Annotated in this window: 21 protein-coding genes; 2 read left to right on the forward strand and 19 right to left on the reverse strand. The window is 68.3% G+C overall.

Going from position 1 to position 24784, the window contains the following annotated elements; genetic code table 11:
- Positions 1–139 precede the first annotated feature (139 nt).
- The 11 genes from nagE to WT26_RS18655 form a co-directional block, all read right to left on the reverse strand.
- Positions 140–1909 carry an N-acetylglucosamine-specific PTS transporter subunit IIBC gene (nagE, locus tag WT26_RS18605; protein ID WP_069273488.1) on the reverse strand — a complete coding sequence of 590 codons (1770 nt, stop codon included), beginning with the start codon at positions 1907–1909 and terminating at the stop codon, positions 140–142.
- An 87-nt stretch (positions 1910–1996) separates the two neighbouring features.
- Positions 1997–4579 carry a phosphoenolpyruvate--protein phosphotransferase gene (gene ptsP, locus WT26_RS18610; RefSeq protein WP_069273489.1) on the reverse strand — a complete coding sequence of 861 codons (2583 nt, stop codon included), beginning with the start codon at positions 4577–4579 and terminating at the stop codon, positions 1997–1999.
- 15 nt (positions 4580–4594) lie between these two features.
- Positions 4595–5602, reverse strand: coding sequence for an SIS domain-containing protein (locus WT26_RS18615; protein ID WP_048025680.1), 1008 nt, complete (start codon positions 5600–5602; stop codon positions 4595–4597).
- Positions 5595–6698 carry an N-acetylglucosamine-6-phosphate deacetylase gene (gene nagA, locus WT26_RS18620; protein WP_059531348.1) on the reverse strand — a complete coding sequence of 368 codons (1104 nt, stop codon included), beginning with the start codon at positions 6696–6698 and terminating at the stop codon, positions 5595–5597. The genes WT26_RS18615 and nagA overlap by 8 nt, the downstream gene beginning before the upstream one ends.
- A gap of 98 nt (positions 6699–6796) precedes the next feature.
- Positions 6797–7531, reverse strand: coding sequence for a GntR family transcriptional regulator (locus tag WT26_RS18625; RefSeq protein WP_059531351.1), 735 nt, complete (start codon positions 7529–7531; stop codon positions 6797–6799).
- A gap of 319 nt (positions 7532–7850) precedes the next feature.
- Complete coding sequence (locus WT26_RS18630; RefSeq protein ID WP_069273490.1) at positions 7851–11054, reverse strand: error-prone DNA polymerase; 3204 nt, start codon at positions 11052–11054, stop codon at positions 7851–7853.
- A 6-nt stretch (positions 11055–11060) separates the two neighbouring features.
- Positions 11061–12539, reverse strand: a complete 1479-nt coding sequence (locus WT26_RS18635; RefSeq protein WP_069273491.1) for a Y-family DNA polymerase — start codon at positions 12537–12539, stop codon at positions 11061–11063.
- Positions 12472–13179 carry a translesion DNA synthesis-associated protein ImuA gene (gene imuA / locus WT26_RS18640; RefSeq protein ID WP_059733017.1) on the reverse strand — a complete coding sequence of 236 codons (708 nt, stop codon included), beginning with the start codon at positions 13177–13179 and terminating at the stop codon, positions 12472–12474. The genes WT26_RS18635 and imuA overlap by 68 nt, the downstream gene beginning before the upstream one ends.
- Positions 13180–13337: 158 nt before the next feature.
- Positions 13338–14132, reverse strand: coding sequence for an ABC transporter ATP-binding protein (locus WT26_RS18645; protein ID WP_059663338.1), 795 nt, complete (start codon positions 14130–14132; stop codon positions 13338–13340).
- Between the two features lies 1 nt (position 14133).
- The gene (locus WT26_RS18650; protein WP_021163152.1) at positions 14134–15030 is read right to left on the reverse strand and encodes an ABC transporter permease; all 897 of its coding nucleotides are present in this window, start codon (positions 15028–15030) and stop codon (positions 14134–14136) included.
- A gap of 141 nt (positions 15031–15171) precedes the next feature.
- Positions 15172–16137, reverse strand: a complete 966-nt coding sequence (locus tag WT26_RS18655; protein ID WP_027789070.1) for an ABC transporter substrate-binding protein — start codon at positions 16135–16137, stop codon at positions 15172–15174.
- A 213-nt stretch (positions 16138–16350) separates the two neighbouring features.
- On the opposite strand from WT26_RS18655, the gene WT26_RS18660 reads away from it, so the two are divergent.
- Complete coding sequence (locus WT26_RS18660; RefSeq protein ID WP_069273492.1) at positions 16351–16656, forward strand: VF_A0006 family four-cysteine protein; 306 nt, start codon at positions 16351–16353, stop codon at positions 16654–16656.
- A 68-nt stretch (positions 16657–16724) separates the two neighbouring features.
- On the opposite strand, the gene WT26_RS18665 is transcribed toward WT26_RS18660, so the two are convergent.
- From WT26_RS18665 to WT26_RS18675, 3 genes are all read right to left on the reverse strand, one after another.
- Positions 16725–17036 (reverse strand): DUF1493 family protein, encoded by a 312-nt coding sequence (locus WT26_RS18665; protein WP_196774779.1) that lies wholly within the window; start codon positions 17034–17036, stop codon positions 16725–16727.
- 406 nt (positions 17037–17442) lie between these two features.
- Positions 17443–18258, reverse strand: a complete 816-nt coding sequence (locus WT26_RS18670) for a MetQ/NlpA family ABC transporter substrate-binding protein (protein ID WP_059531366.1) — start codon at positions 18256–18258, stop codon at positions 17443–17445.
- 202 nt (positions 18259–18460) lie between these two features.
- Positions 18461–20086, reverse strand: coding sequence for a methyl-accepting chemotaxis protein (locus WT26_RS18675; RefSeq protein ID WP_069273802.1), 1626 nt, complete (start codon positions 20084–20086; stop codon positions 18461–18463).
- Between the two features lie 184 nt (positions 20087–20270).
- On the opposite strand from WT26_RS18675, the gene WT26_RS18680 reads away from it, so the two are divergent.
- Entirely contained in the window at positions 20271–20561 is a 291-nt protein-coding gene (locus tag WT26_RS18680) for a YciI family protein (protein ID WP_069273494.1), read from the forward strand.
- Positions 20562–20675: 114 nt separating this feature from the next.
- On the opposite strand, the gene WT26_RS18685 is transcribed toward WT26_RS18680, so the two are convergent.
- Genes WT26_RS18685 through WT26_RS18705 form a run of 5 tightly spaced genes read right to left on the reverse strand, consistent with a single transcriptional unit; the run spans position 20676 to position 24757 of the window.
- On the reverse strand, positions 20676–21293 hold the full coding sequence (locus WT26_RS18685) for an SCO family protein (protein WP_069273495.1): 618 nt from the start codon (positions 21291–21293) through the stop codon (positions 20676–20678).
- Positions 21294–21311: 18 nt separating this feature from the next.
- Positions 21312–22214 carry a heme o synthase gene (gene cyoE, locus WT26_RS18690; RefSeq protein WP_006477738.1) on the reverse strand — a complete coding sequence of 301 codons (903 nt, stop codon included), beginning with the start codon at positions 22212–22214 and terminating at the stop codon, positions 21312–21314.
- Between the two features lie 8 nt (positions 22215–22222).
- Entirely contained in the window at positions 22223–23335 is a 1113-nt protein-coding gene (locus tag WT26_RS18695; RefSeq protein WP_059531375.1) for a COX15/CtaA family protein, read from the reverse strand.
- 24 nt (positions 23336–23359) lie between these two features.
- Entirely contained in the window at positions 23360–23986 is a 627-nt protein-coding gene (locus WT26_RS18700) for an SCO family protein (RefSeq protein WP_059531378.1), read from the reverse strand.
- 60 nt (positions 23987–24046) lie between these two features.
- Positions 24047–24757 carry an SURF1 family protein gene (locus tag WT26_RS18705; RefSeq protein WP_059531463.1) on the reverse strand — a complete coding sequence of 237 codons (711 nt, stop codon included), beginning with the start codon at positions 24755–24757 and terminating at the stop codon, positions 24047–24049.
- Positions 24758–24784 lie beyond the last annotated feature (27 nt).

A 24784-nucleotide genomic window follows, 5' to 3' on the forward strand; every position in this document is an offset into this window, starting at 1 on the left:
GGCCGGGGGCGCGCTTCGCGCGCGCCCTCGGTGGTTCACCCCAAACAAAAACGGCTTGCGATCATCGCAAGCCGTTTTTGTTTCCCGACCGGCGCGAACCCGTCACCGGGATTCACGCCGGCGCCGGTCGCCGGTCACATCACGCGGGCTGGGCAGCCGCGCTCCCGCCCGCCGAAGGCAGACGCGCCGCCAGCAGCAGCGCGTAGCGCGAAGCCGACGCACCGCAGACGATGTGGAACGTATCGGCCCCGACCCAAGCGACGTCGAGCGCACCGAGACGATCGCGATCGACCGCCGACGGGTCGCGCACGACCACACGCAGGCGCGTGGTCGCGATCGCATCGAGCGACACGACGTTGGTCGCGCCGCCGAACACCGCGAGCCAGCGCGCCGGCTCCGGATCGAGCGGACCGGCGGCCGCACCCGTGACGGGCTGCGCCGCGGCGGCCGTCGCCGTCGACGCGGCACCGGTCGCGCCGCTGCCGATCGCGGCACGCATCTCGTCGGCAATGATGTCCGCCTCGGGCCCGATGATCACCTGCACGCTGTTGCCGCCGCGCTTGAGCACGCCGCGCGCGCCGATCGACTTCAGTTCCGGCTCCGAGATCTTCTCCGGATCGACGACGGTCAGGCGCAGGCGCGTCGTGCATGCGTCGACGACCGACAGGTTGCCGGCCCCGCCGAGCGCGGCGATGTAGCGCTGCGCGCGCGGCGCGGCAGCCACCGCGGCGGCGCCCGCCGCCGGCGCGACGAAGCCGCCCGATGCGTACGATTCGGCGGCCGCGTCGGCCGATGCCGGCTCACGGCCCGGCGTGGCCATGTTGAACTTGCGGATGAAGAAGCGGAACAGCCCGTAGTACGCGGCGCCGTACGCGATGCCGAGCGGGATCGCGATCCAGCCCTTCGTCGACAGCCCGTAGTTCAGCACGTAGTCGATCGCGCCGGCCGAGAACGTGAAACCGAGCTTCACGCCGAGGATCTGGCAGATCGCGAGCGACAACCCCGTCAGCACCGCGTGGATCACGTACAGCACCGGTGCGAGGAACATGAAGCTGAATTCGATCGGCTCGGTCACGCCGGTCAGGAACGACGTGAGCGCCATCGAGAACAGCAGGCCGCCGACCATCGCGCGGCGCTCCTTCGGTGCCTCGTGCAGCATCGCGAGACACGCGGCCGGCAGGCCGAACATCATGATCGGAAAGAAGCCGGCCATGAAGGTGCCCGCGGTCGGGTCGCCCGCGAAGAAGCGGTGCAGGTCGCCGTGCACGATCTCGCCGCCGGCGGGCGGCGTGAAGTTGCCGAACACGAACCACGCGAGCGAGTTGATGATGTGGTGCAGGCCCGTGACGAGCAGCAGGCGGTTCAGGAAGCCGAACACGAACGCACCGATCGCGCCCGCCGTCGTCAGCCACTGGCCGGCCGCGTCGATCGCATGCTGGACCGGCTGCCACACGTACCCGAACGCGATGCCGAGTACCACGCACACCAGCCCCGTGATGATCGGCACGAACCGCTTGCCGCCGAAGAACGCGAGGTAGTCCGGCAGCTTGATGTCCTTGTAGCGGTTGTACAGCAGGCCCGCGACCACACCCGCGATGATCCCGGACAGCACGCCCATGTTCAGCTTGGGATCGATGTCCTTCATGATCGCGGTTTCGATCAGGTAGCCGATCGCGCCCGCGAGTGCCGCCACGCCGTTGTTGTCCTTCGCGAAACCGACCGCCACGCCGATCGCGAACAGCAGCGGCAGGTTGTCGAAGATCGCGCCGCCGGCGTCGGCGATCATCTTGATGTTGAACACGTCCGGCTGGCCGAGTCGCAGCAGGATGCCGGCGACCGGCAATACCGCGATCGGCAGCATCAGTGCCCGGCCCAGGCCCTGTATTTTCAGAAACGGATTCCCGTTCATTCAGTCCTCCAATCCTTGTCTCGTCATTAATCGTCGTTGAGCTGATTGCTTTCGTCGTAATACGGGTCGCGAACCTGCCGTCGACGCTCAGTCGAGCGGCCAGACCTCGCGACTTGCTGCCCTTACCGCCTGTGCCGAATCGAGCGCGAGCAGATCCTGCGCGCGCTGACGGCACAACTGGTAATCGAGACGGCGCACACGCGCCTTGATGCCCGGCACCGATACGGGGTCGACCGACAGCTCGGTCACGCCGAGGCCCACCAGGATCGGCACCGCGAGCGGATCGCCGCCGAGCGCGCCGCACACGCCGACCCACTTGCCGTGCTTCGCGGCACCGCGCACCGCGATGTCGATCAGGCGCAGCACGGCCGGATGCAGGCCGTCGGATTGCGCGGCCAGGTCGGCCTGGCAGCGGTCCATCGCGAGCGTGTACTGCGCGAGGTCGTTGGTGCCGATCGACAGGAAATCCGCGTGCTGCGCGAGCTGGTCGGCCAGCAGCGCGGCCGACGGCACCTCGATCATCACGCCGACCTCGACCGGCTCGGTGCGGCCCTGGGCACGCGCGAATTCGTCGATGCGCTTTTTCAGGCGCACGAGCTCGCCCGCGTCGGTCACCATCGGCAACAGGATGCGCACCGCGCCGAACGGCTGCACTGCGAGCAGGCCCTGCAATTGATCGTCGAGCAGGTCGGGGCGCACCTGCGCGAGACGGATGCCGCGCAGGCCGAGCGCCGGGTTCGGCTCGGGCGGCAGCGTCAGGTAATCGACTTCCTTGTCGGCGCCGACGTCGAGCGTGCGGATGATCGCCGTGCGGCCCTGCAATGCGTCGACGATCGACTGGTAGCTCTGCTGGTGCTCGACGACCGTCGGCGCGGCCTGGCGATGGATGAACATCAGTTCGGTGCGCAGCAGGCCGACCGCGTCGGCGCCGTTGTCGACCGCGGTGTTCGCGTCGTCGAGCGTCGCGATGTTCGCGGCGACCTCGATCGCGCGGCCGTCGACGGTGGCGGCCGCGGCCCCCGCCAGTTGCCGGTTCGCCTCGCGCACGCCGTCCAGGCGCTGGCGCTCGTGCCGCGCACGCTCGACGTCGAGCGCGGTCGGCGCATGTTCGAGCCGGCCCGCGCTCGCATCGACGACGACCTGCGTGCCGTCCGGAATCGCGTACAGCGCATCGCCGACCGCGACCAGCGCCGGAATGCCGAGCTGGCGCGCGATGATCGCCGCGTGCGACGTCGCGCCGCCGCGCGCCATCACGAGCGCGGTCACGCGCTGGCGATCGAGCGACGACAGGTCGGACGGCGTGAATTCCTCGGCCGCGAGCACGGCCTCGTCGGGCAGCGCGCGCGCGGCAGCGTTCGTATGGCCGAGCGCGCGCAGCACGCGCTTCTCGATGTCGCGCAGGTCGGCCGCGCGTTCGGCGAGCAGCGCGTCGTCGAGCTTCGACAGCGTGTCGATCTGCGTGCGGATCGTCGCGCGCCATGCGAAGCCCGCGCTCTTGCCGAGGCTGATCAGGTCGCGCGCCGTGTCGATCAGCGTCGGGTCCTCGAGCAGCACGCGGTGCACCGCGAAGATGCCCGCTTCGCCGACCGCGCCGCGCGCCGATGCGTTGCGCACCGTTTCGTCGAGTTCGGCGTCGACGGCCTTCAGCGCCTGGTCGAGCCGGCGGCTTTCCGACGCGGGCGTGCCGGCAGCCTGCTCGGGCGGCACGATTTCCGCATCGTCGAGACGCACCAGCGTGCCGACCGCGATGCCGGGCGCCGCGCACACGCCCGCGAGCGTGTTCGGGTCGATGGGCGCGCCGATGTTGCGCGCAACCGTCTGCGGCGCGGGCGACCTCAGCCGTGCCGGCTGTTCCTCGACTTCGCCGTGCGCTTCGCGCAGCAGCTCGTGCTCGACCGCATCGACGGCCTGCTGCGCGTGCGCGCCACGGCCGACCAGTTCGACCGTCGCACCTTCGCCGGCACCGAGGCCGAGCAGGCCGACGACGCTCGCGATCGACGCCTTGCGTCCGTCGAACAGCACGTCGACGGTCGCGTCGAACCCGCGCACGGCTTCGCGCGCACGCGCGGCCGGCCGTGCGTGCAGGCCGCCCGGCTGGGCCAGCACGATTTCACGGCGCACTTCGTGATGCGCCGCGGCGCCGGTCTGTGCCGCCTGCGCAGCCGCTTCGCCCTTGCCGCGCAGCGCGAGCAGCGGCGTCTTGCCGGCCGTCGCGAAGCCGCTGGCACGATCGACGACCTCGAACGCGTCCGAGTTCGCGATCGCGATCACCGACACGAGCGAATGCGCGCTGCGCGCCACCGCGTCCTGGTCGAACTCGATCAGCAGCGCGCCCGCCTCGACACGCGCGCCGGCCTCGACGTGCGCGGTGAAGCCCTGCCCGTTCAGCTCGACGGTGTCGATGCCGATGTGCAGCAGCACTTCCGCGCCTTGCGGTGTCGTGATCGTCACCGCATGGCCGGTGCGCGCGAGATGCGACACGACACCCGCGCACGGCGCGACGAGCTGGCCCGCGAGCGGGTCGATGCCGATGCCGTCGCCGAACATCCCGCCGGAGAACACCGGATCGGGCACGTCGGCCAGCGCGACGATCGGCCCGGTCAAGGGGCTGAGCAGGACGATCTGATCATGGGTGGAACTCTTCAACTGGGACTCCTCGGCGCGTCTCATCGGCTGTCTCGGCTATCAGTGCGTTTCGGTGACTTTGTTCAGGTGGCGCGGCGTGTCGGGGTTGCGGCCGCGCGCGACGGCGAGATCCGCCGCCATCACGTAGAACGAAAGAATGGCGGCGATCGGGTCGAGCGCCGAATGGGCGGACTGCGCGAGCGGCAAGGTCGCGCCGGGCGTGCCGGCGGGCGCCGCGAGCAGCACGGCGGCGCCGCGTGCGCGCATGTCTTGCGCGAGCTGCAGCAGGCCCGCCTGCTCGGGCCCCGGCGGGGCGAACACGAGCAGCGGATAGTCGCGGTCGATCAGCTCCATCGGGCCGTGACGGACTTCGGCGCTCGAGAACGCCTCGGCCTGGATACCGGAGGTTTCCTTCAGCTTCAGCGCGGCTTCCTGCGCGATCGCGAGGCCCAGGCCGCGGCCGATCACGATCATCCGCTCGACACCCGCCAGCGCGGCGACGGCCTGCGACCAGTCGAGCCGGCCGGCCTGCGCGAGCACGTCGGGCAGGCCGCGCAGCGCGGTCATCAGCGCGGCGTCGCGCTGCCAGTACGCGACGATCTGCGCGGACAGCGACAGCATCGCGATATAGCTCTTCGTCGCGGCGACCGACAATTCGGGGCCGGCGAGCAGCGGCAGCTGGTGCTCGCACGCGTCGGCGAGCGGCGACGGCAGCACGTTCACGGCCGCGACGGTGCGCGCGCCGGCTTCGCGCAGCGCGGCCATCGTATTGACGAGATCGGGACTCTTGCCCGACTGGGAGAAGGCGATCGCGAGCTGGTCCTGCACCTTCAACGGCGCCTGCTGCAGCGTGGCGACCGACATCGGCAGCGACGCGACCGGCACGCCGAGGCGGCTCATCGTCAGGCTCGCGAAATAGCTCGCGGCGTGATCCGAGCTGCCGCGTGCGACCGTCAGCGCGACGGCCGGCGGGTGATCGAGCAATTGGCCGGCGAGCGCTTCGACGCGCGCGGTGTCGGCGATCTGCGCGGCGACGACCTGGGCGGACTCGCGCGCTTCCTTAAGCATATTCGACAATCGATTCTCCTTCGACATAGGTCGCGGTGAGGTTCAGGTCGCGATCGAACACCGCGAGGTCGGCCCATGCGCCGCGCTCGAGGCGGCCGCGATCGGCGATGCCGAGGTAGTCGGCCGCATAACGCGACATCCGGTTCGATACATCGGCGATCGGCAGGCCGAGCGACACGAGGTTGCGCAACGCCTGGTCCATCGTCAGCGTGCTGCCGGCGAGCGTGCCGTCGGCCAGCCGCACGCCGCCGAGGCACTTCGTCACGTGCTGGCTGCCGAGCCGGTATTCGCCGTCGGGCATGCCCGTCGCGGACGTGCTGTCGGTCACGACGTACAGGCGCGGGATCGCGCGCAGCGCCGCGCGAATCGCGCCCGGGTGCACATGCAGCAGGTCGGGAATGATTTCCGCGTATTCGGCGTGAGCAAGCGCCGCGCCCACCAGGCCGGGGTTGCGGTGATGCAGCGGCGACATCGCGTTGAACAGGTGCGTGAAGCCGCACGCGCCGTGCTTGAGCGCGGCCACCGCGTCGTCGTAGGTCGCGAGCGAATGGCCGAGCTGCACGCGCACGCCGCGCGCGGCCATCTCGCCGATGATCTCGATGTGGCCGGCGATTTCCGGCGCGAGCGTGACGACGCGGATCGGCGCGATCGACAGGTACTTCAGCACCTCGTCGAGCACGGCCGAGACGGCCGCGTCGGGCTGCGCGCCGAGCTTGCCGGGGTTGATGTACGGGCCTTCGAGGTGCACGCCGAGCACGCGCGCGCCGCCCGGCGTGCGGGTACGCGCGACGCTGCCGAGGTTGCCGACGACTTTCATCAGTTCGTCGCGCGGCGCGGTCATCGTCGTCGCGAGCAGGCTCGTCGTGCCGAATTGCGCGTGCGTGCGGGCGATCGTCTCGATCGCGTCGCCGCCTTCCATCACGTCGGCGCCGCCGCCGCCGTGCACGTGCAGGTCGATGAAGCCGGGCAGGATGTAGGGCGCGTCGTTCTTCGCGGGATCGACGGGCTTGCCGTCGAGCGCCGTGATGCGGCCGTTCTCGCTATCGAGCGAACCGTGAATCCAGCCGTCGGGGGTCAGGATGTTTCCTGTCAGCATGACGTTCTCTTGATGATCTGGTGACGCGGGTATCCGCGTCGTGATTTGCAATTCCGTGTCGTTGCTTCACGGCTGTCGCGCGCGGGCAGTCTCGCGCGTCAGCGTTTCAGTTCGGCGACGAAGTCGTAGTAATCGTCGCGGCAATACGTTTCGCTCACTTCGATCGCACGCTGGTCGGCACCGTAGCCGATCCGCGTGATCACCAGCAGCGCCGAGCCCGGCTTCACCGCCATCCATTTCGCGATCGCGTGGGTCGCGTTCGCCGCGCGAAAGTGCTGCAGCGCGCGCACGACGGTCATCCCGCGCGCCTCGAGGTACTCGTACAGCGACGCACCGAGCGCCTGCGGATCGGGCACCACCGCGGCCGGCAGCGTCGAGTGCTCGACCGCCATCACGATGCCGTCCGCGCGGCGCAACCGTTCGAGCCGCGCGACCGTCGCGCCGGGGGCAAGGCCGAGATGCGTGATCTCGTCGCGGCTCGCGGCGCGCAGCGTGCGCGACAGCCACACCGAATCGGGCACGAAGCCGCGCTGCCGCATCTTCGCGGAGAAGCCGACGAGACGCGACAGCGGATCGGCGACGCGCGGCGTGATGAAACTGCCCGCCCCGCGCGCCCGCTTGATCAGCCCCTGCTCGACCAGCAGCGCGAGTGCGCGACGGGCCGTGATCCGCGAGACGCCGACCGACACCGACAGCAGCCGCTCCGACGGCAGCGCCTCGCCGGCCCGCCATGCGCCGGCGTGGATCGCGCTCGCCAGGTTACGGGCGAGCTGCAGATAGAGCGGCGTATCGCTGAGGGGATCGGGCGCCAGTTCGGACCAGCCGGTTTCCATGTGCCTCCGGGTGTCGGACGACGGCCGCAGGCCGTCGAAAGTGAGGGCATTATATAACCACAATAATACCAGTCAACGAACTGGTATTAGCGGCATGGAAATCGCCGAAAGCCTTGCCCGGCAAGCGTTTTAGTAGCGGAAAAGCCTTTGTTTACAGCGCGATGCGGGATAGGGATTTACCCGGATTGGTATGCAAGGGGACTGGTTCGCGATGCCTCCGGACGGGAAAACTGCGACTGAATTGAGACCGGAATAGAACCAGTTTCGCGCACTGGTATGCATCGTGCAGCGAGCCGGCCGCGGCGGGAGCGGCGGATGCTTAGTGGAACTCGCGGCTCGACGTGCGCAGGCCGCCGAGCAGCGGCGTCAGATCCTCGAAATGCTGCGCGACGAGGTGCCTCACGTCGCTCGCGACCTGCCACACGCCGGACACGGCGAGCAGCCGCGAATCGAGGGTTTCGCGGCGCTGCCGTGCGAGCAGCTCGGGCCGGACGATCAGGTTCACGCAGCCTGTTTCGTCCTCGAGCGTCATGAACATCACGCCTTTCGCGGTGCCCGGCATCTGCCGTGCGGTCACGAGCCCGCACGCGCGCGCGAGCCGGCCGTCGGGGCGGTCGTGCAATTCGGCCGCGGACGACAGCCGCCGCGCGCGCAGCCCGGGCCGCAGCAGCGCGACCGGGTGGCGGTTCAGCGTGAGGCCGGTGGTGTGATAGTCGGCGAGGATGTCGTCGGCTTCCGACGGCGCGCCGAGTGCCGGCTTCTCCGCTTCGTCGATCGGTGCGGTCGCGAGCAGGTCGCGCCCGGGTGCCGCCGCAACCGCTTGCCACAGCGCATCGCGGCGATGGCCGGCGAGCGTCGCGAGCGCGTTCGCGGCGGCGAGCGCCTCGAGATCGCGCCGCTCGAGCTGCGCGCGGCGCGCGAGGGTGTCGACGTTGTCGAACGGGCCCGCCGCGCGTGCGGCTTCGATCCTGCGGACAGCGGCTTCTCCCAGACCGCTCACGAGCGACAGCCCGAGCCGAACGGCCGGCTGGCCGTGCGGAGGCGGCTGGCCGGGCAGCGCTTCGAGCGATGCTTCCCAGCCGCTTTGCGTCACGTCGATCGGCAGGACCTGCACGCCGTGACGCTTCGCGTCCTGCACGAGTTGCGACGGCGGATAGAAACCCATCGGCTGGCTGTTCAGCAATGCGGCGAGGAAGATCGCCGGTTCGTGGCACTTGAGCCAGCTGCTGGCGTAGGCGAGCTTCGCGAAGCTCGCCGCGTGGCTCTCGGGGAAACCGTAGTCGCCGAAGCCCTTGATCTGCTCGAAGATCTGTTCGGCGAACTCGGGCGGGTAATCGCGCTCGCGCATCCCGTCGACGATCTTGCTGTGATATTTCTCCAGGTTTCCCTTGCGCTTCCATGCGGCCATCGCGCGGCGCAGTTCGTCGGCCTCGCCCGCCGTGAAGCCGGCCGCGATCATCGCGATCTGCATCACCTGCTCCTGGAAGATCGGCACGCCGTACGTACGTTCGAGCGCGGGCTTCAGGTCCTCCTTTGGATAACTGACCTTTTCGATGCCCTGGCGCCGTTTCAGATAGGGGTGCACTGCCCCGCCCTGGATCGGCCCCGGCCGCACGATCGCCACCTCGATCACCAGGTCGTAATAAGTGCGCGGCCGCAGGCGCGGCAGCATCGACATCTGCGCGCGCGATTCGATCTGGAACACGCCGACCGTGTCGGCGCGGCAGATCATGTCGTAAGTTGCGTCGTCATCCTTCGGAATGTGCTTCAACGTGAACGGCTTGCCGTCTGCCTTCGGCGGGCCTCGCCATGCAGTGCGCATGTCGAACGCGCGATGCAGCGCCGACAGCATGCCGAGCGCGAGCACGTCGACCTTCATCAGCCCGAGCGCTTCGAGATCGTCCTTGTCCCACTGGATCACGCGCCGCCCGTCCATCGCCGCGTTCTCGACCGGCACGAGCCGCGTGAGCTTGCCGCGGCTGATCACGAAGCCGCCCGAGTGCTGCGACAGATGGCGCGGAAAGTTCAGCAGCCGCGCGGCGAGCCGGGCCCACGCCTGGATGAGCGGCGTCTCGGGATCGAGGCCGATCGTCGAGAATTGCTGCAGCAGGTCGCGACTGCCGTCGAACCAGCGATGCGCTTTCGCAACGCGATCGACCAGCATCGGATCGACGCCGAGCGCCTTGCCGGTCTCGCGCAACACGCCACGCGGGCGATAGGTCGATACGGCGGCCGCCAGTGCGGCGCGATCCTTGCCGTATTTTTCGTAGATATGCTGAATCACTTCTTCGCGGCGCTGATGCTCGAAATCGACGTCGATATCGGGCGGCTCGCCGCGTTCCACGCTGATGAAGCGCTCGAACAGCATCGTGCTCTGGTCGGGATCGACCTCGGTGATGCCGAGACAGAAGCAGACGACGGAGTTCGCCGCCGAGCCGCGCCCCTGGCACAGGATGTTCTGGCTGCGCGCGAATTTGACGATGTCGTAGACGGTCAGGAAGAACGGCTCGTAATTCAGTTTCGCGATCAGGGCGAGTTCATACCGGATCTGCCTGGCTACTTTCTCCGGCACACCCTGCGGATAGCGCTCGGCCGCCCCTGCCCTGGTTTCCTGCTCCAGATAGCTCGTCGGCGTGTGCCCCTTCGGCACGATCTCGTCGGGATACTCGTAGCGCAGCGAGTCGAGTTTGAAATGACACGCGTCGAGCATCGCGCACGTCTGCGCGATCTCCTCCGGCGAAAACAGCTTCCCGATCCGCCCGCGCGAACGCAGATGCTGTTCCGCATTCGGTGCAAGCGCATACCCGCACTCGGCAACCGGCATCCCGACACGGATCGCCGTCATCACGTCCTGCAGTTCCTTGCACGAGCGCCGGTGCATCGTCACGTCGCCGAGGGCGACGATGCGCACGCCACGCCGCTCGCCGGCCGCACGAATCTCCTCGCGCTGCGCACCGTCCAGCGCGCGCTGCAGTTGCACGAGCCCGAGCCGTGCACGTTCGCCGAACGTCGCGCGAAACCATGCGACCTGTGCATCGAGCACGTCCGTACGCACCGGGTACGCGGGCACGAGAATCGCGAAGCAGTCGGGCATGCCGCGCAGGTGGGCGAATGCCTCGGGCGGCCTCGACAGCATGTGCGACGTCAGCGTGTAAGTTCCCTTCGGCGCTTCCATCCGCCGCCACGAAATCAGCTCGGACAGGTTGCCGTAGCCTTCCCGATTCTGCGCGAGCAGCACGAGCCCGAACGCGCCGGGCCCCGGATCGTGGCCCGGCGGAACCTCGTCCGGCGTCACCTCGAAGTACGAACCGATGACGAGCGGCAACCCTTTCGCCTTCGCCGCGACGTGCATGCGCGGCGCACCGGCGAGCGAGCATTCGTCGGTGATCGCGATCCCGCGATAGCCGAGTTCCGCCGCACGCTCGACCAGTTCTTCCGCGTGCGACGCGCCATGCAGGAACGAAAAGTTCGAACGGCAGAACAACTCCGCGTAATCGGGCAGCCAGCTGAATTCCGCAACCATCTCCGTTCACCCGAACAGGCCGTGCAGGAACCAGCGCGGCTCGGCCTCGCTCCCCGCCCGCTCCTTGAACACCCAGTAGCACGCACCGGTTTCGTCCTGCGCGACGTGATAATCGCGTGCGGCGAACTGGCCGTCGAACCATCCGGCCTCGATCCGCTCCACCGACGACATCATCCTGAGCGGCGTATGAAATACCGGCCGGTTCTCGCGCATCAGTAACGGCAGCGGCTCGGCGAGCAACCACGCGGGCCTCGGCGGCACGGCCGGCGGCCCGCAGGCCGGCTTGCCGGCCTGCGCATCGAGCGGCAGCCAGCGGTTCGCGGCCTCGGGCCGGTAATCGGCGACGGGGGCCGCACGCAATACGTTCTCCGCGCCGAGCCGCGCGACCAGCAGCTCGAACAGCCGCGCACGCGTCTCTTTCGTGCCGCCCGGCTCGGGAAAAAGATCGTCGGCCGGCGGCGCGACCGATTCGACGCGCGTGGCCTTCAGGCGCACCGCAATCACCGCGGCCGGCAACTCGACGCGCGCGAGCCGCTCGCCGAGCAGCCGCATGAAATGCGCGTCGTCGCGCACGGGTGCGGCGAACGCGAGTTCGAGCGGCGTCGGCGGCACGGCCTGGCGGCCGCGCTCGTGTTCGAGATCGAACGTCATCGCGGCCAGCGACAGCTGCCGCGCGGCCAGCCAGCCGCACAGCTGCACGACGAGCCGCCGCGCGGCGAACAGCACGGCTTCCGCGTATTCGACGCGCTCCGGCAATTCGAGCCGCACGTCGAACACGGGCGGCACCGCCATCCATGCGAGCGGCTCGACCGCATCGCCGTACGCGCGATCGAGCGCGGCCAGCAACGCGGGACCGCAGCGGCGCTGCAGCCCCGCGCGCGGCAGGCCGCGCAGGTCGGCGAGTGTGCGGCAGCCGAGGCCGTCGAACCAGCCCGCATACGGACGCGCATCGGGCAGCAGCACGCACGGCAGCCTGTCGAGCGAGCGGACGAGCGACGCATGGCCGGCCACCCGGCGCCGGCTGCGCGAGCGGGCCGACGTACGCGCGAGCAGCCACGCGCCGCGCCCGGTCGGTGCGGCGGACAGGCGCGCCGCATAGCCGAGCGCCGCGAGCGTCGCGCGTACCTGCCGGCACAGCGACGGCAGGCCGCCGAACAGGCGCAGGCTCGGGCCGACGTCGACGATCAGCGTGGCTTCGTCGTCGAGCGCGACGCACGGCGAAAAGCGCAGCAACGCGAGCGCGACCGCGCGCAGCGCATCGGCCTCGCGCGCGGGGTCGCGTTCGACGAGCCGCGTGTGCGGCGCGAGCGTGAGCACGCCGCCGCGCTTCATGCCCGCGCGCACGCCCTGCCGGCGCGCGGGCGCATCGGCGATCAGCACGACACCCTGCTCGAGCACTGCGCAGCCGGCCTCGCCGTCAGACGGCGGCGGGGCGCACACGTCGAGCGGCAGGCGCGGCAGATGGATGCCGAGCAAGACGCGCATAGCGGCTCTCCACGATGGGCGACGGCAGGTCGAGCACGAGCGGCTCGCCGCGTGCGGGGCCGCGACGCTTGACGATGTCGAGCGACACGCCGCCCGGCACCGGATACAGCGCGACGCGCAGCACGGCCGGCGACGGTTGCCGCGCGGCCGACAGCGGGCGCAGCATCACGAACAGCGTGTCGCCCGTGCGCGCGGCCGCGAGATGCAGGCGCCGCAGCGCATCCGGCCGGGTGTCCTGCCACAGCAGCAGCGCGCCGCAGCACCCCGTCTTGAGCGCCTGCTCGGCGGCCCACAGCGCATCGGTGCGGCTGCCGGCGCGCAGCCACAGCAGCGCGTCGGCCGGCACGCCGAGGCTGGCGAGCGCGGTGGCATGCGGCAATTGAGGCGGCGCGACGAGCGCAAGCGGACGGCGCGCGCTGACGGCGCGTGCGAGCGCGGGCGCGAGCAGCCGCATCTCGCCGCAGCCCGGCTGCGCGGCCAGCAGTTCGACGAGGCCGCCGACCGGCCAGCCGCCGCCCGGCAACTCGGCCGACAGCGGTGCGAAGCCGGTATCGATCGTGCGCGGGCCGCCGCGCGCGAGCTGGGAACCGCGCCACAGCGACGGATGAAGGGATTCGGGAGAAATGGAGGATGCGAGCATGACGCCACCCACAACTGTATGGATATACAGTATATGGCAATGCGCCCGCATCGCACAGCACCGGCGCGAAACCGGTTTTCGTCAGATGAAAGACGGGGAAGACGGAGCAAGCCGGGCCGGGCGTCACGAGGCGGCGCGCCCGGCCCACGCGCTACCCGTCAGCCGAGCAGCAGCGCGTCGTCGTCGAGCTGCTCGTGACGCACCTTCTCGAACATCTGCAGCAGATCCGGCACGTCGAGCCCGCGGCGCTGGTCGCCCGACACGTCGAGCACGACCTGCCCCTGGTGCAGCATCACCGTGCGGTCGCCGTAGTCGAGCGCCTGCCGCATGCTGTGCGTGACCATCATCGTCGTCAGCTTGCTTTCGGCGACGATGCGCGCGGTCAGCTCCAGCACGAACGCGGCCGTCTTCGGGTCGAGCGCGGCCGTGTGCTCGTCGAGCAGCAGGATCCGCGACGGCCGCAGCGATGCCATCAACAGGCTCACCGCCTGCCGCTGGCCGCCCGACAGCAGCCCGATCCGGTCGGTCAGCCGGTTTTCCAGCCCGAGGTTCAAGAGCCGCAGCTTGTCGCGGAACAGCTCGCGCGACGGCCGGTCGAGCGCCGCGCGAAAGCCGCGCCGTGCGCCGCGCGCCATCGCGAGCGCCATGTTCTCCTCGATCGTCAGCGCCTCGCAGGTGCCGGCCATCGGATCCTGGAACACGCGCGCGACGAGGTGCGCGCGATCCCACGCGGCCTTGCGCGTGACGTCCGTGCCGTCGATCGAGATGCGTCCCGCATCGACGGCCTGGTCGCCGCTGATCGCATTGAGGAAGGTCGATTTGCCGGCGCCGTTCGAGCCGATCACCGCGACGAACTGGCCGTCGGGAATCTCGAGCGACAGCCCGCGCAGCGCGCGCGTCTCGATCGGCGTGCCGGGGTTGAACGTGAGTTTGAGATCTTGTGCGGACAGCATGTCAGGCCCCTCCGTTCTTGCGCGCGAACAGCTTCTTGCGCGTGGCCGGCAGCACCAGTGCGATCGTGACGAGCGCGGCCGTCACGAGGTTCAGGTCCTGCGCCTTCAGCCCGATGAATTCGCTGTTCAGCGCGAGCGCGATGAAGAAGCGGTAGACGATCGCGCCGAGCACGACGGCGAGCGTCGTCAGCACGAGCCGGCGCGCGGGCAGCAGCGTTTCGCCGATGATCACGGCGGCCAGCCCGATCACGATCGTGCCGATCCCCATCGAGATGTCCGCGCCGCCCTGCGTCTGCGCGAACAACGCACCGGCGAGCGCGACGAGCGCGTTCGACAGCGCCATCCCGGCGAGCGTCGCGCGGCCGGTCGCGATGCCTTGCGCGCGCGCCATCCGCGGGTTCGCGCCGGTCGCGCGCATCGCGAGGCCGAGCTGCGACGAGAAGAACCAGTCGAGGCCGAGCTTCGCGACCACGACGACGATCGCGAGCAGCGCGGGGCGCAGCACGTAATCGGGCATCCAGTCGGGCTGCAGCACGGTGAAGACGGTCGGCTCGGTGATGAGCGGCACGTTCGGCCGGCCCATGATCCGCAGGTTCACCGAATAGAGCGCGATCATCATCAGGATGCTGGCGAGCAGGTCCATGATCTTCAGGCGCACGTTGAGCCAGCCGGTGATGAAGCCGGCCACCGCACCCGCGACGATCGCGATGCAGGTCGAGCTGAACGGGTCGTAGCCGGCGGAGATCAGCGTCGCGGCAACAGCGCCGCCAAGCGGAAAGCTGCCGTCGACGGTGAGGTCGGGGAAGTTGAGGATGCGAAACGAGATCAGCACCCCGAGGGCGACGAGGCTGAAGATCAGGCCGATCTCCAGGGCGCCCAGAAACGAGAACAGAGACATGATGGGGAAATCCTGTTGCGTCCCGGCCGGCCGGATGCGGCCGGGCGAAACGGATGGACGGCCCCGGCAAGGGCCGTCCGTCCAGCGGTTTCGTTCAGGCCCGGTCGGGGCCTTCGAGCCCGGCGCCTGGCCGGCGACGGCTTACTTGATGACCGTCTTCGCGTCCTTGAGCAGATCCGGCGCGAGCGTCACGCCCTGCTTCGCGGCCGCGCCCGTGTTCGCGAACAGCTCGAGGTTGCTGCTCGTTTCCGACGCGATCGCGCCCGGCTTCTCGCCCTTCAGGATGCGCGCGACGACCTTGCCCGTCTGGCGGCCGAGGTCGCCGTAGTTGATGCCGAGCGCCGCGATGCCGCCGCGCTTCACGCTGTCGGTGTCGCCGGCGACGAGCGGGATCTTCGCTTCGTTCGCGACCTTCACGAGCGCTTCGTACGCGGACACGACGTTGTTGTCGGTGTTCGTGTAGATCACGTCGACCTTGCCGATCAGGCTCTTCGCGGCCGGGCCGATGTCGACGGTACGCGGCGCGGCCGCTTCCTTCAGCGTCATCCCCTGCTTCGCGAGGATTTCCTTCAGCTCCTTCACGACGACGACCGAATTCGCCTCGCCCGGGTTGTACACCATGCCGACCGTCTTCGCGTTGGGCACGACGCGCTTGATCAGCGCGACCTGGCGATCGAGCGGCAGCTTGTCGGACACGCCCGTCACGTTGGTGCCCGACGGGCCCCAGCCCTTCACGAGCTGCGCGGCGACCGGATCGGTCACGCCCGAATAGACGACCGGCACGCTCTTCGTCGACGCAACCACCGCCTGCGCGGCCGGCGTCGCGATCGCGACGATCACGTCGGGCTGGTCGCCGACGAACTTGCGCGCGATCTGCGCGGCCGTGCCCGTGTTGCCCTGCGCGCTCTGGTATTCCCACTTGAGCTTGTCGTCGCCGTAACCTTCCGCCTTCAGCTCGGCGCGCACGCCGTCGCGGATCGCATCGAGCGCCGGGTGGTCGACGATCGACAGCACCTTGACGGTCTGTGCGTGCGCGGCGCCGGCCAGCGCGAGTGCGGCCACGCCGGCCGTGATCGAACGGATCGCGAAAGTCTTGAAACGCTTCATGGGTGTGTCTCCCCCGTATTGTCGGTTCTGGTTGGTGATGTCTCCGGTGCGGCCGGCGCACCTGCACGGTGCGCGGCGCCGAAAGCGAGCATACCATTTCCGCAGACCACTTCCTGACCGCCCGCTTACGCGCGCCGGGGCGGCATGACCCGCCGGATGAGCCGGCGCGGATGCACTATGCTGGTTGCAGCCATCCAGACGACGGGAGCCAACATGTCGTGGACTGTCCGCTCGATCGCGAGCGTCGTCGCGCTCGCGATGCCGGCCGCCGCATTCGCGCTGACCGACGGCAGCGCGCAATACGACGAATGCGTGCTGCAGTCGCTGCGCGAAAGCTGGAACCCCACGGCGGCACGCCTGATCCGGCAGTCCTGCGACGCGATCTATCTCAATAACGCGATGCTGCTGCCGCGCGAAAGGCGGTATCACGAATGCATCCTGCAATCGCTGCCCGGCGTCCGGGACAACGTCGCGATCCGGGAGATCCTGACGATCTGTTCGCGGCGCGGTGAGATGTGAGCCGGGCTCGCCAATGAAAAGGGTCCGAGCAAGGCAGCCGTCAGGTCGTGGACGAACCCGGTGAGCAGTCAGCCGTAGAGCCAGCGGCCCGCTTTTGCCGATGTGATCAGCATTCGAACGTTCAGATCCGGAACACGATGGATCACTTTTTTCTTGAACGGGTTGATCAAGTCAAGGAATGAAAAATCGTCTTCCGGGTAGTATCTTTTAATGTCGAACCCACTCATATCGACATCAAATTCCGCGGAATATTCCAGCATCATCTCTTCGACCTCGGCAGCATCGAAACCCAGGTCAGCATCCAGATCGGTATTTTCCGTTATGTCCGCAGCCCTTGATAAAATTGAAAATCCGGATTTTTTCCTCACAAATTCAATCACCCTACTCTCAAGACCTACCATAACCTATCACCTTCCCTTGCGACTCTATTGTAGTGGCTCACCGTCCTGCAGGTGATAATAGAAATCGCTTGAAGTTTTTGTTATGTGACTCAGCGGAAAGCACTGACGCGGGCGGCAACGTGGTGCCGGAGCGGGAACGGACATACCGGATTTGCTTTCAGGCGACGGCGCGCAAGCTCGATACCAATGTAACGGACCGTTACCAAACCTCGTTATCGACGACGTACGAGTGCAATTATGGTTCGTTATTTCGCCGCGCTCTTGCAAATAAGAACACGTGACAGCCCAAGCAAGCAACACCTGCACGGCGGCAACAGAACACCATCCACCGCACATAAAAAAGGCCTGCGCACGTGCAGGCCTTCATTCGATCGACCGATCGCGTTCAGAACGACGCGACCATCGAGCCCTTGAACTGCTTCTTGATGAATTCCCGCACTTCCGGCGACTGGTACGCCTTGACCAGCTTCTTCACCCACGGCTGATCCTTGTCCTTCGCGCGCACGGCGATCAGGTTCGCGTACGGGCTCGTCAGCGATTCGAGCGCGATCGCGTCCTTGGTCGGCTGCAGGTTCGCGGCGAGCGCGTAGTTCGTGTTGATCACGGCCGCGTCGACGTCCGACAGCACGCGCGGCAGTTGCGCGGCGTCGAGTTCGGAGATCTTCAGCTTCTTCGGGTTCTCGGCGATGTCGAGCACCGTCGCGTTGTTGCCGCCCGTGCCGGCGCCCGCCTTCAGCTTGATCACGCCTTGCGTCTGCAGCAGCAGCAGCGCACGGTTCTCGTTCGACGGATCGTTCGGCACCGCGAGCTTCGCGCCTTGCGGCAGGTCCTTCAGCGCCTTGAACTTCTTCGAGTACACGCCGATCGGCGAGATGTAGGTCAGGCCCGCGCTGACGATCTTGTAGCCGCGCTGCTTCACCTGGCTGTCGAGGTAGGGCTGGTGCTGGAAGCTGTTCGCGTCGAGGTCGCCCGAGTCGAGCGCCGCGTTCGGCTGCACGTAGTCGTTGAACTCGATGACCTTCACGTTCAGGCCTTCCTTCTCCTTCGCGACCTTCTGCACGAGCTGCCACACTTCCGAATCCGGGCCGGCCACCGTGCCGACCTTGATCACCTTGTCTTCGGCGTGCGCGCCTGCCGACAGCGTCAGCGCTGCGCCGGTGGCCAGCACGGAAAATACCTTCAGGAGACTGCGACGCTTCATCTGTTTCTCGCTTTCTTGCTTACTGGAAATGGGGCGAGATACGGGTATGCCCCGACTCGCAGGAAGGGGCAAATGGTGTCACAGGATCGGCGGGAAGTGAAATACATCCCGCTCATATGGGTATGCGCTATGCGGGGGACGGCCGGGCGGGCCGTTAGTTGCACCGGCCTGCGCTGCCCGCCGGTCCTGCGCCGCCCCCGCGTCACGCGGGCGTCGCTTCGACCGCCGTCTCCTCGCGGAGCACCTGCGCGGCCGCCGGCCGGGCGCGCGCCGCGCCGGCGTCGCCGACCCGGAACGCGCCGACCGCATCGCGCAGCCGCGCGGCCTGTTCCTGCAGCGACGCGGCGGCGGCCGCCGCCTCCTCGACAAGCGCCGCGTTCTGCTGCGTCACCTGATCCATCTGCGTGACCGCGCGCCCGACCTGCGTGATGCCGCTCGCCTGCTCCTCGGACGCGGCCGCGATCTCGCCCATGATGTCGGTCACGCGTGCGACGGCCTGCAGGATCTCGCCCATCGTCGTGCCGGCCTGGCCGACCAGCGTCGAGCCGTTGCGCACGCGCTCGACCGAGTCGACGATCAGCTCGCGGATCTCCTTCGCGGCCGTCGCGCTGCGCTGCGCAAGCGAGCGCACTTCGCCCGCGACCACCGCGAAACCGCGGCCCTGCTCGCCCGCGCGCGCGGCCTCGACCGCCGCGTTCAGCGCGAGGATGTTGGTCTGGAACGCGATGCCCTCGATCACGCCGATGATGTCGGCGATCTTGCGCGAGCTGTCGTCGATCTCGCCCATCGTGCCGATCACGCGGTTCACGACGTCGCTCCCCGTGCGCGCGATCTCCGATGCGTTGTTCGCCAGCCCGCTCGCCTGTCGCGCGTTGTCGGCGTTCTGCTTCACCGTCGCGGTCAGCTGCTCCATGCTCGCGGCGGTTTCCTCCAGCGACGCGGCCTGTTCCTCGGTGCGCTGCGACAGGTCGTCGTTGCCGGCCGAGATCTGGCGGCTCGCCGACGCGATCGATCCGGCGGACTGGCGAATCCCGCCGATCGTCTCCTGCAGGCGGGCCTGCATGTCGTGCATCGCGGCCATCATGCTCGTACGGTCGCCCGCGCGCACGGGCACCGGCTGCGTCAGGTCGCCCTGCGCGATGCGCGCCGCGAGCGCGGCCGCTTCGTCGGGCTCGCCGCCGAGGCTGACGCGCACGTTGCGGATGATCACCAGCATCGCCGCGCTGATCACGAAGCCGATCACGAACACGACCGCGAGGTGGCCGAGCAGCGTCCGGTAATAGAGGGTGTCGATGTCCTTCAGGAAGACGCCGCTCGAGATGTTCCAGTCCCACGGCGTGAAGCGCGTGACGTAGCTGATCTTCGGCACTGCGGTTTCGCTGTGCGGCAGGCGCCCGCGATACTCGGCGAAGCCGCTGCCGGTTTCCTTCGCGGCGTTCAGGATCGTGACGAACAGCGGCTTGCCGTCCGGGTCGAGATAGTCGCCGACCTGCGTGCCGACCAGCTTCGGCAGCGTCGGATGCATCAGCACGACCGGCTTCGAGTCCATCACGAACACGTAGCCCGAATCGCCGTAGCGCATCGCGGCCAGGCTCGCGAGCGCGTCGCGCTTTGCGTCGGCCTCGGGCAGCGTGCCGCCCTGCGCGAGTGCGTGATACGCCTTCACGATGCCGGCCGCCGAGTCGACGAGATTCGCGATGCCCGCCTTGCGTTCGGCGAGCATCGTCGCGCGCGTTTCGAACGCACTCCATGCGCCGACGCCCAGGAAACCGATCCATACCAGCGCAAGCGCGAGCCACAGCTTGCGGTTCAAACTCATTCTGCTCATCTGCGTGCCTTTGTCGATGTCGATGCGCACGCTGCGCGCGAACGGCCCGCCGCACGCAATCGATTGCACACGTAATGACGGCAGCGACGCTTACAACTTGAATGCAACGCGACACGCAAGGCGGCCTGTGCTACAAGATCGCCTGGCCGGCGCACCGCGTACCGGCGACATTCCGAGGCCACTCATGTACGTCATCGACATCCACTACACCGCATCGCTCGAGCAGATCGACGATGCGCTCGAACGCCATCGCGCATTTCTGCAGCCGCAGTTCGACAAGGGCATCTTCATCGCGGCCGGGCCGAAGGTGCCGCGCGAAGGCGGCGTGATCCTCGCGGCCCGCATCGATCGCGACGAGCTGGACGCGATCCTGGAAACCGATCCGTTCGTCACCGAGGGGCTCGCCACGTATCGCGTGACGGAATTCCGGATCACGCGCGCGGCGCCGGGCGTCGTCCTGCCGGCACTGCCGTGACTTGACGTGACATGATGCGCCGGCGCCTGCCGGGCCACGGCCCGCGCAGGCGATACGGAGAGCAGACGGGAAAAGAGAAGACGCGGGACGGCGCGCGCCGCCCCGCCCTGCGGCTCAGCCGAGCAGCAGCTTCAGGTCGTGGACCCACGGGCCGGGGCCCTGGCCGTCGCGCACGAACAGGCGCAGCTTGCCGTCGCGGTCGAACACGTAGCTCGCGGCGGTGTGATCCATCGTGTAGCTGCCGGGCGTCTTGCCGGGCACCTTCGCGTAGTACACGCGGAAATCCTTCGTGACCTTCTTCAGCGCGGCTTCGTCGGCCGGCCGCAGGCCGATGAACGACGGATCGAACGCGGGCACGTACTGGCCGAGCAGCGCCGGCGTGTCACGCTCCGGGTCGACGGTGACGAACAGCACCTGCACGCGCTTCGCGGCATCGGGCCCGAGCTGCTTCAACGCTTCGGACAGCTCGGCCATCGTCGTCGGGCACACGTCCGGGCAGTGCGTATAGCCGAAGAACATCACGACGGCCTTGCCCTTGAAATCGCCGAGCGTGCGCACCTTGCCGGCCGTATCGGGCAGCGAGAAGTCGCTGCCGAACTGCGTGTTGCCGGTGATGTCGAGATTCTGGAATTTCGGCGCGTTGTCGCATCCGGCGAGCAGCAGCGCTGCCGTGAGTGCGCATGCGAGCATCCAGCCTTGGCGCGCGCGGCGCCCGAACCGTGATTGGAGCATTGCGTTCAAACCGTGCGGTTACACGCCGAGCAGCGGGCGTGCATAGTGATCGACGAGCAGCGCGGCAAACAGCAGCGACAGGTAGACGATCGAGTAGCGGAAGGCCTTGCGGGCGAGTTCGTCCGAATAGTCACGATGGATCTTCCACGCATACGCGAGGAACACCGCGCCGAGCAGCACCGCGCTCGTCAGGTAGACGGCCCCGCTCATCCCGGAGATGAACGGCATCAGCGTGACCGCGAACAGGATCACCGTGTACAGCAGGATGTGCAGCCGCGTGAACTTCTCGCCGTGCGTGACGGGCAGCATCGGCAGCCCCGCGTTTTCGTAATCCTTGCGGCGATACAGCGCGAGCACCCAGAAATGCGGCGGCGTCCACACGAAGATGATCAGCACGAGGATCCACGCGTCGCCCGGCACCGCGCCGGTGACCGCGGCCCAGCCGAGCGCCGGCGGCATCGCGCCCGACGCGCCGCCGATCACGATGTTCTGCGGCGTCATCGGCTTGAGCAGCAGCGTGTAGATCACCGCATAGCCGACGAAGGTCGCGATCGTCAGCCACATCGTCAGCGGGTTCGTGAACGTATAGAGCGTCCATGCGCCGACGCTGCCGAGCACGGCCGAGAACAGCAGGATCTGCGGCGTCGTGATCTCGCCGCGCGCGGACGGGCGCCACGCGGTACGACGCATCATCGCGTCGATCTTCTGTTCGACGAGGCAGTTGATCGCGAACGCCGCGCCGGCCAGCAGCCAGATGCCGACCGTACCGCCGATCAGCACGTGCCACGGCACCATGCCCGGCGTCGCGAGGAACATGCCGATCACCGCGCAGAACACCGCGAGCTGCGTGACACGCGGCTTCGTCAGCGCCATGTACTGGGAGAAGCGGCTACCGGGCGATTGGGAGAGGGTGCTTTGCATGGGGGCGGTCACGCCGGGGCGGCGTCGCGCGCAGGCTGCGCGACACGGCCGGGGCGGCTTGAAAGGATGCGAAAGTTTAACATGACGACGAGCAGCAGCAGGATCGCGGCCCCGCCGTTGTGCGCAACGGCGACCGGCAGCGGCCACTGCAGCACGATGTTGGTCAGGCCCGTCGCGAACTGCAGCAGGACGACCAGTAGCACGCCGTTCGCGGGCCGCCGCAGCGATTCGAAGCGGCGCATCTTCAGCGCGAACGCGACCAGATACGCGACCACGACGAATGCGAACGTGCGGTGCGTCCAGTGGATCGCGACCAGCGCGTCCTGCGTGATCGCGTCGCCGTCCTTCGTCATCCCGAGCGCACGCCACAGGTGGAAGCCGTGCTGGAAGTCCATCGGCGGGATCCACTGGCCGTTGCAGGTCGGGAAATCGGTGCAGGCGAGCACCGCGTAGTTGGTGCTCACCCAGCCGCCGAGCGCGATCTGCACGACCAGCAGCACGAGCGCCGCGAGCGCGGCCGCGCGATAACGGCCGGCTTCCGGCTCGTACGACGGCAGCGGCGTCTGCCGCGCCGCGAGCCAGCCGAGCGTGCCGAGCAGCGTGAGGCCGAGCAGCAGGTGGATCGTGACGATCACCGGCTGCAGCTTCATCGTGACCGTCCACGCGCCGAATGCACCCTGCACGAGGATCAGCAGCAGCAGGCTCGTCGGCCACCACGGCGACACGTGCAGCGGGCGGCGGCGCAGCCTCGCGGACCACGCGATCACGACCTGCGCGATGATCAGCACGCCGATCGCCATCGCGAAATAGCGGTGGATCATCTCGATCCACGCCTTGGTCATGCTGACCGGGCCCGTCGGCATCGCCTGGTGCGCGGCCGTGATCGCGGCATGCGCGATGAACGGCGACGACGTGCCGTAGCAGCCCGGCCAGTCAGGGCAGCCGAGCCCCGAGTCGGTCAGCCGCGTGAAGCCGCCGAACATCACGAGGTCGAGCGTCAGGAAGGTGGTGATCCACACCAGCTTGCGAAACTTGTTGTCGTCGGCCTTCACCCACACGTACGACAGCGGCAGCAGCGCGATGCACAGGCCGATCAGGCCGAGTTGCAGTAGATACGACATCGGTTCCTTGCCTCTCGTGTTGCCTTAGCCGATGCTCGACCACTTCAGCAGCTTCGTCACGTCCGACTTGATCTTGCTGGGGTTCGGATCCTTCGGGAAGCGCATCATCAGGTTGCCGTTCGGGTCGACCATGTAGAGGTGGTCGCTGTCCTTCGTGCCGGCATCGGCCGGCAGCCATGCGGCCACCGCGGCCGGATCGGCGACGAGCCGGCGCGTGTCGGGATAGGCATCCAGCACCTTCTGCGGCATCGCGCCCGCATCGCTGCGCAGCCACACCATCGTGATCCGGTGCCGCTCGCCTGCCTGCGTGACGCGGATCTGGCGCATGAAATAGAGCTTCTGCGCGCATGCGTCGTCACACGCGCTGCGGTCGGTCATCACGAACAGCCACACGCCGCGCAACGACGACAGCGGCACGGTCTTGCCGGTTTCGTCGGTCACCTGCAGATCCGCGGGGATCGGACGCTGCGGCTCGATCAGCGTGCCGTAGTTCGTCGAGCCGCCCTTCGGCTTGATCACGTAATAGGTGAAGTACGACGCGATCATCGGCGCCGCGCACACGAGACCCAGCAGCACGAGCATCCAGCGGCCGCGCTTGCGGGCCGCCGGCGACATCGGCGCAGCGGCCGGACCCTGACGGGAAGATTGCATGGACAAATCAGACCTCTCGAAACGAACCCGCGGCGCAGCCGCCGCGTCCTGGCATGGCGCTCACGCACCGGCCGACTTCTTCGCCGCACGCCGCGCGGCGTACAGGCCGAAGCCGAGCGCGGCCGCCGCCATCGCCCACCACTGAAACATGTAACCGTAATTGCGCTCGACGCCGGTCGTCGCCGCCGGCCAGTCCCGCACGAGCTTGTCGCCGTCGTCGCTCGTCTGCTGGATCACGAACGGCTGCAGCGGCAGCCCCGTTTCCTTCGCATACGCGGCGACGTCCAGGTTCTGCCGGATTCTCTGGTGCGCCGCCGACCCGCCTTCGCCGAGCTCGAACGCTCGCGACGCGTCGGCACGTGCGATACCCACGATCTCGACATCGCCCGCGGGCGTCGCGAACGGTTCGATCGCCGTGCGATCGGCGATATTGCGCGGCAGCCAGCCGCGGTTCACGAGCACGACGCCGCCGCCCGTGAGTTTAAACGGCATCACGACGTAAAAACCCGGCTGGTCGTTATACGGCCGATTGTCGAGGAACACCGCCTGTTCAGGCAGGAATCGGCCCTTCGCCCGCACGCGGTGAAACTCGATCGACGCGAGCGGCATCGGCTGCGCGCCGACGTCGACGGGCGCCGCCTGCTCGTAGCGCTCGATGCTCGCCTGCAGCGCTTCCTTCTGGTGCGCGCGGTCGCGCTGCCAGAAACCGAGACGGATCGTGACCGCGACGACGGCGAGAATCAGCAGCGCAGGCAGCCAGCGAATCTTCATCATGCGGCCCGCCCGGCACGTGCCGGA

The organism is Burkholderia cepacia, from assembly GCF_001718835.1.
In the GTDB taxonomy this organism is placed as follows: domain Bacteria; phylum Pseudomonadota; class Gammaproteobacteria; order Burkholderiales; family Burkholderiaceae; genus Burkholderia; species Burkholderia cepacia_F.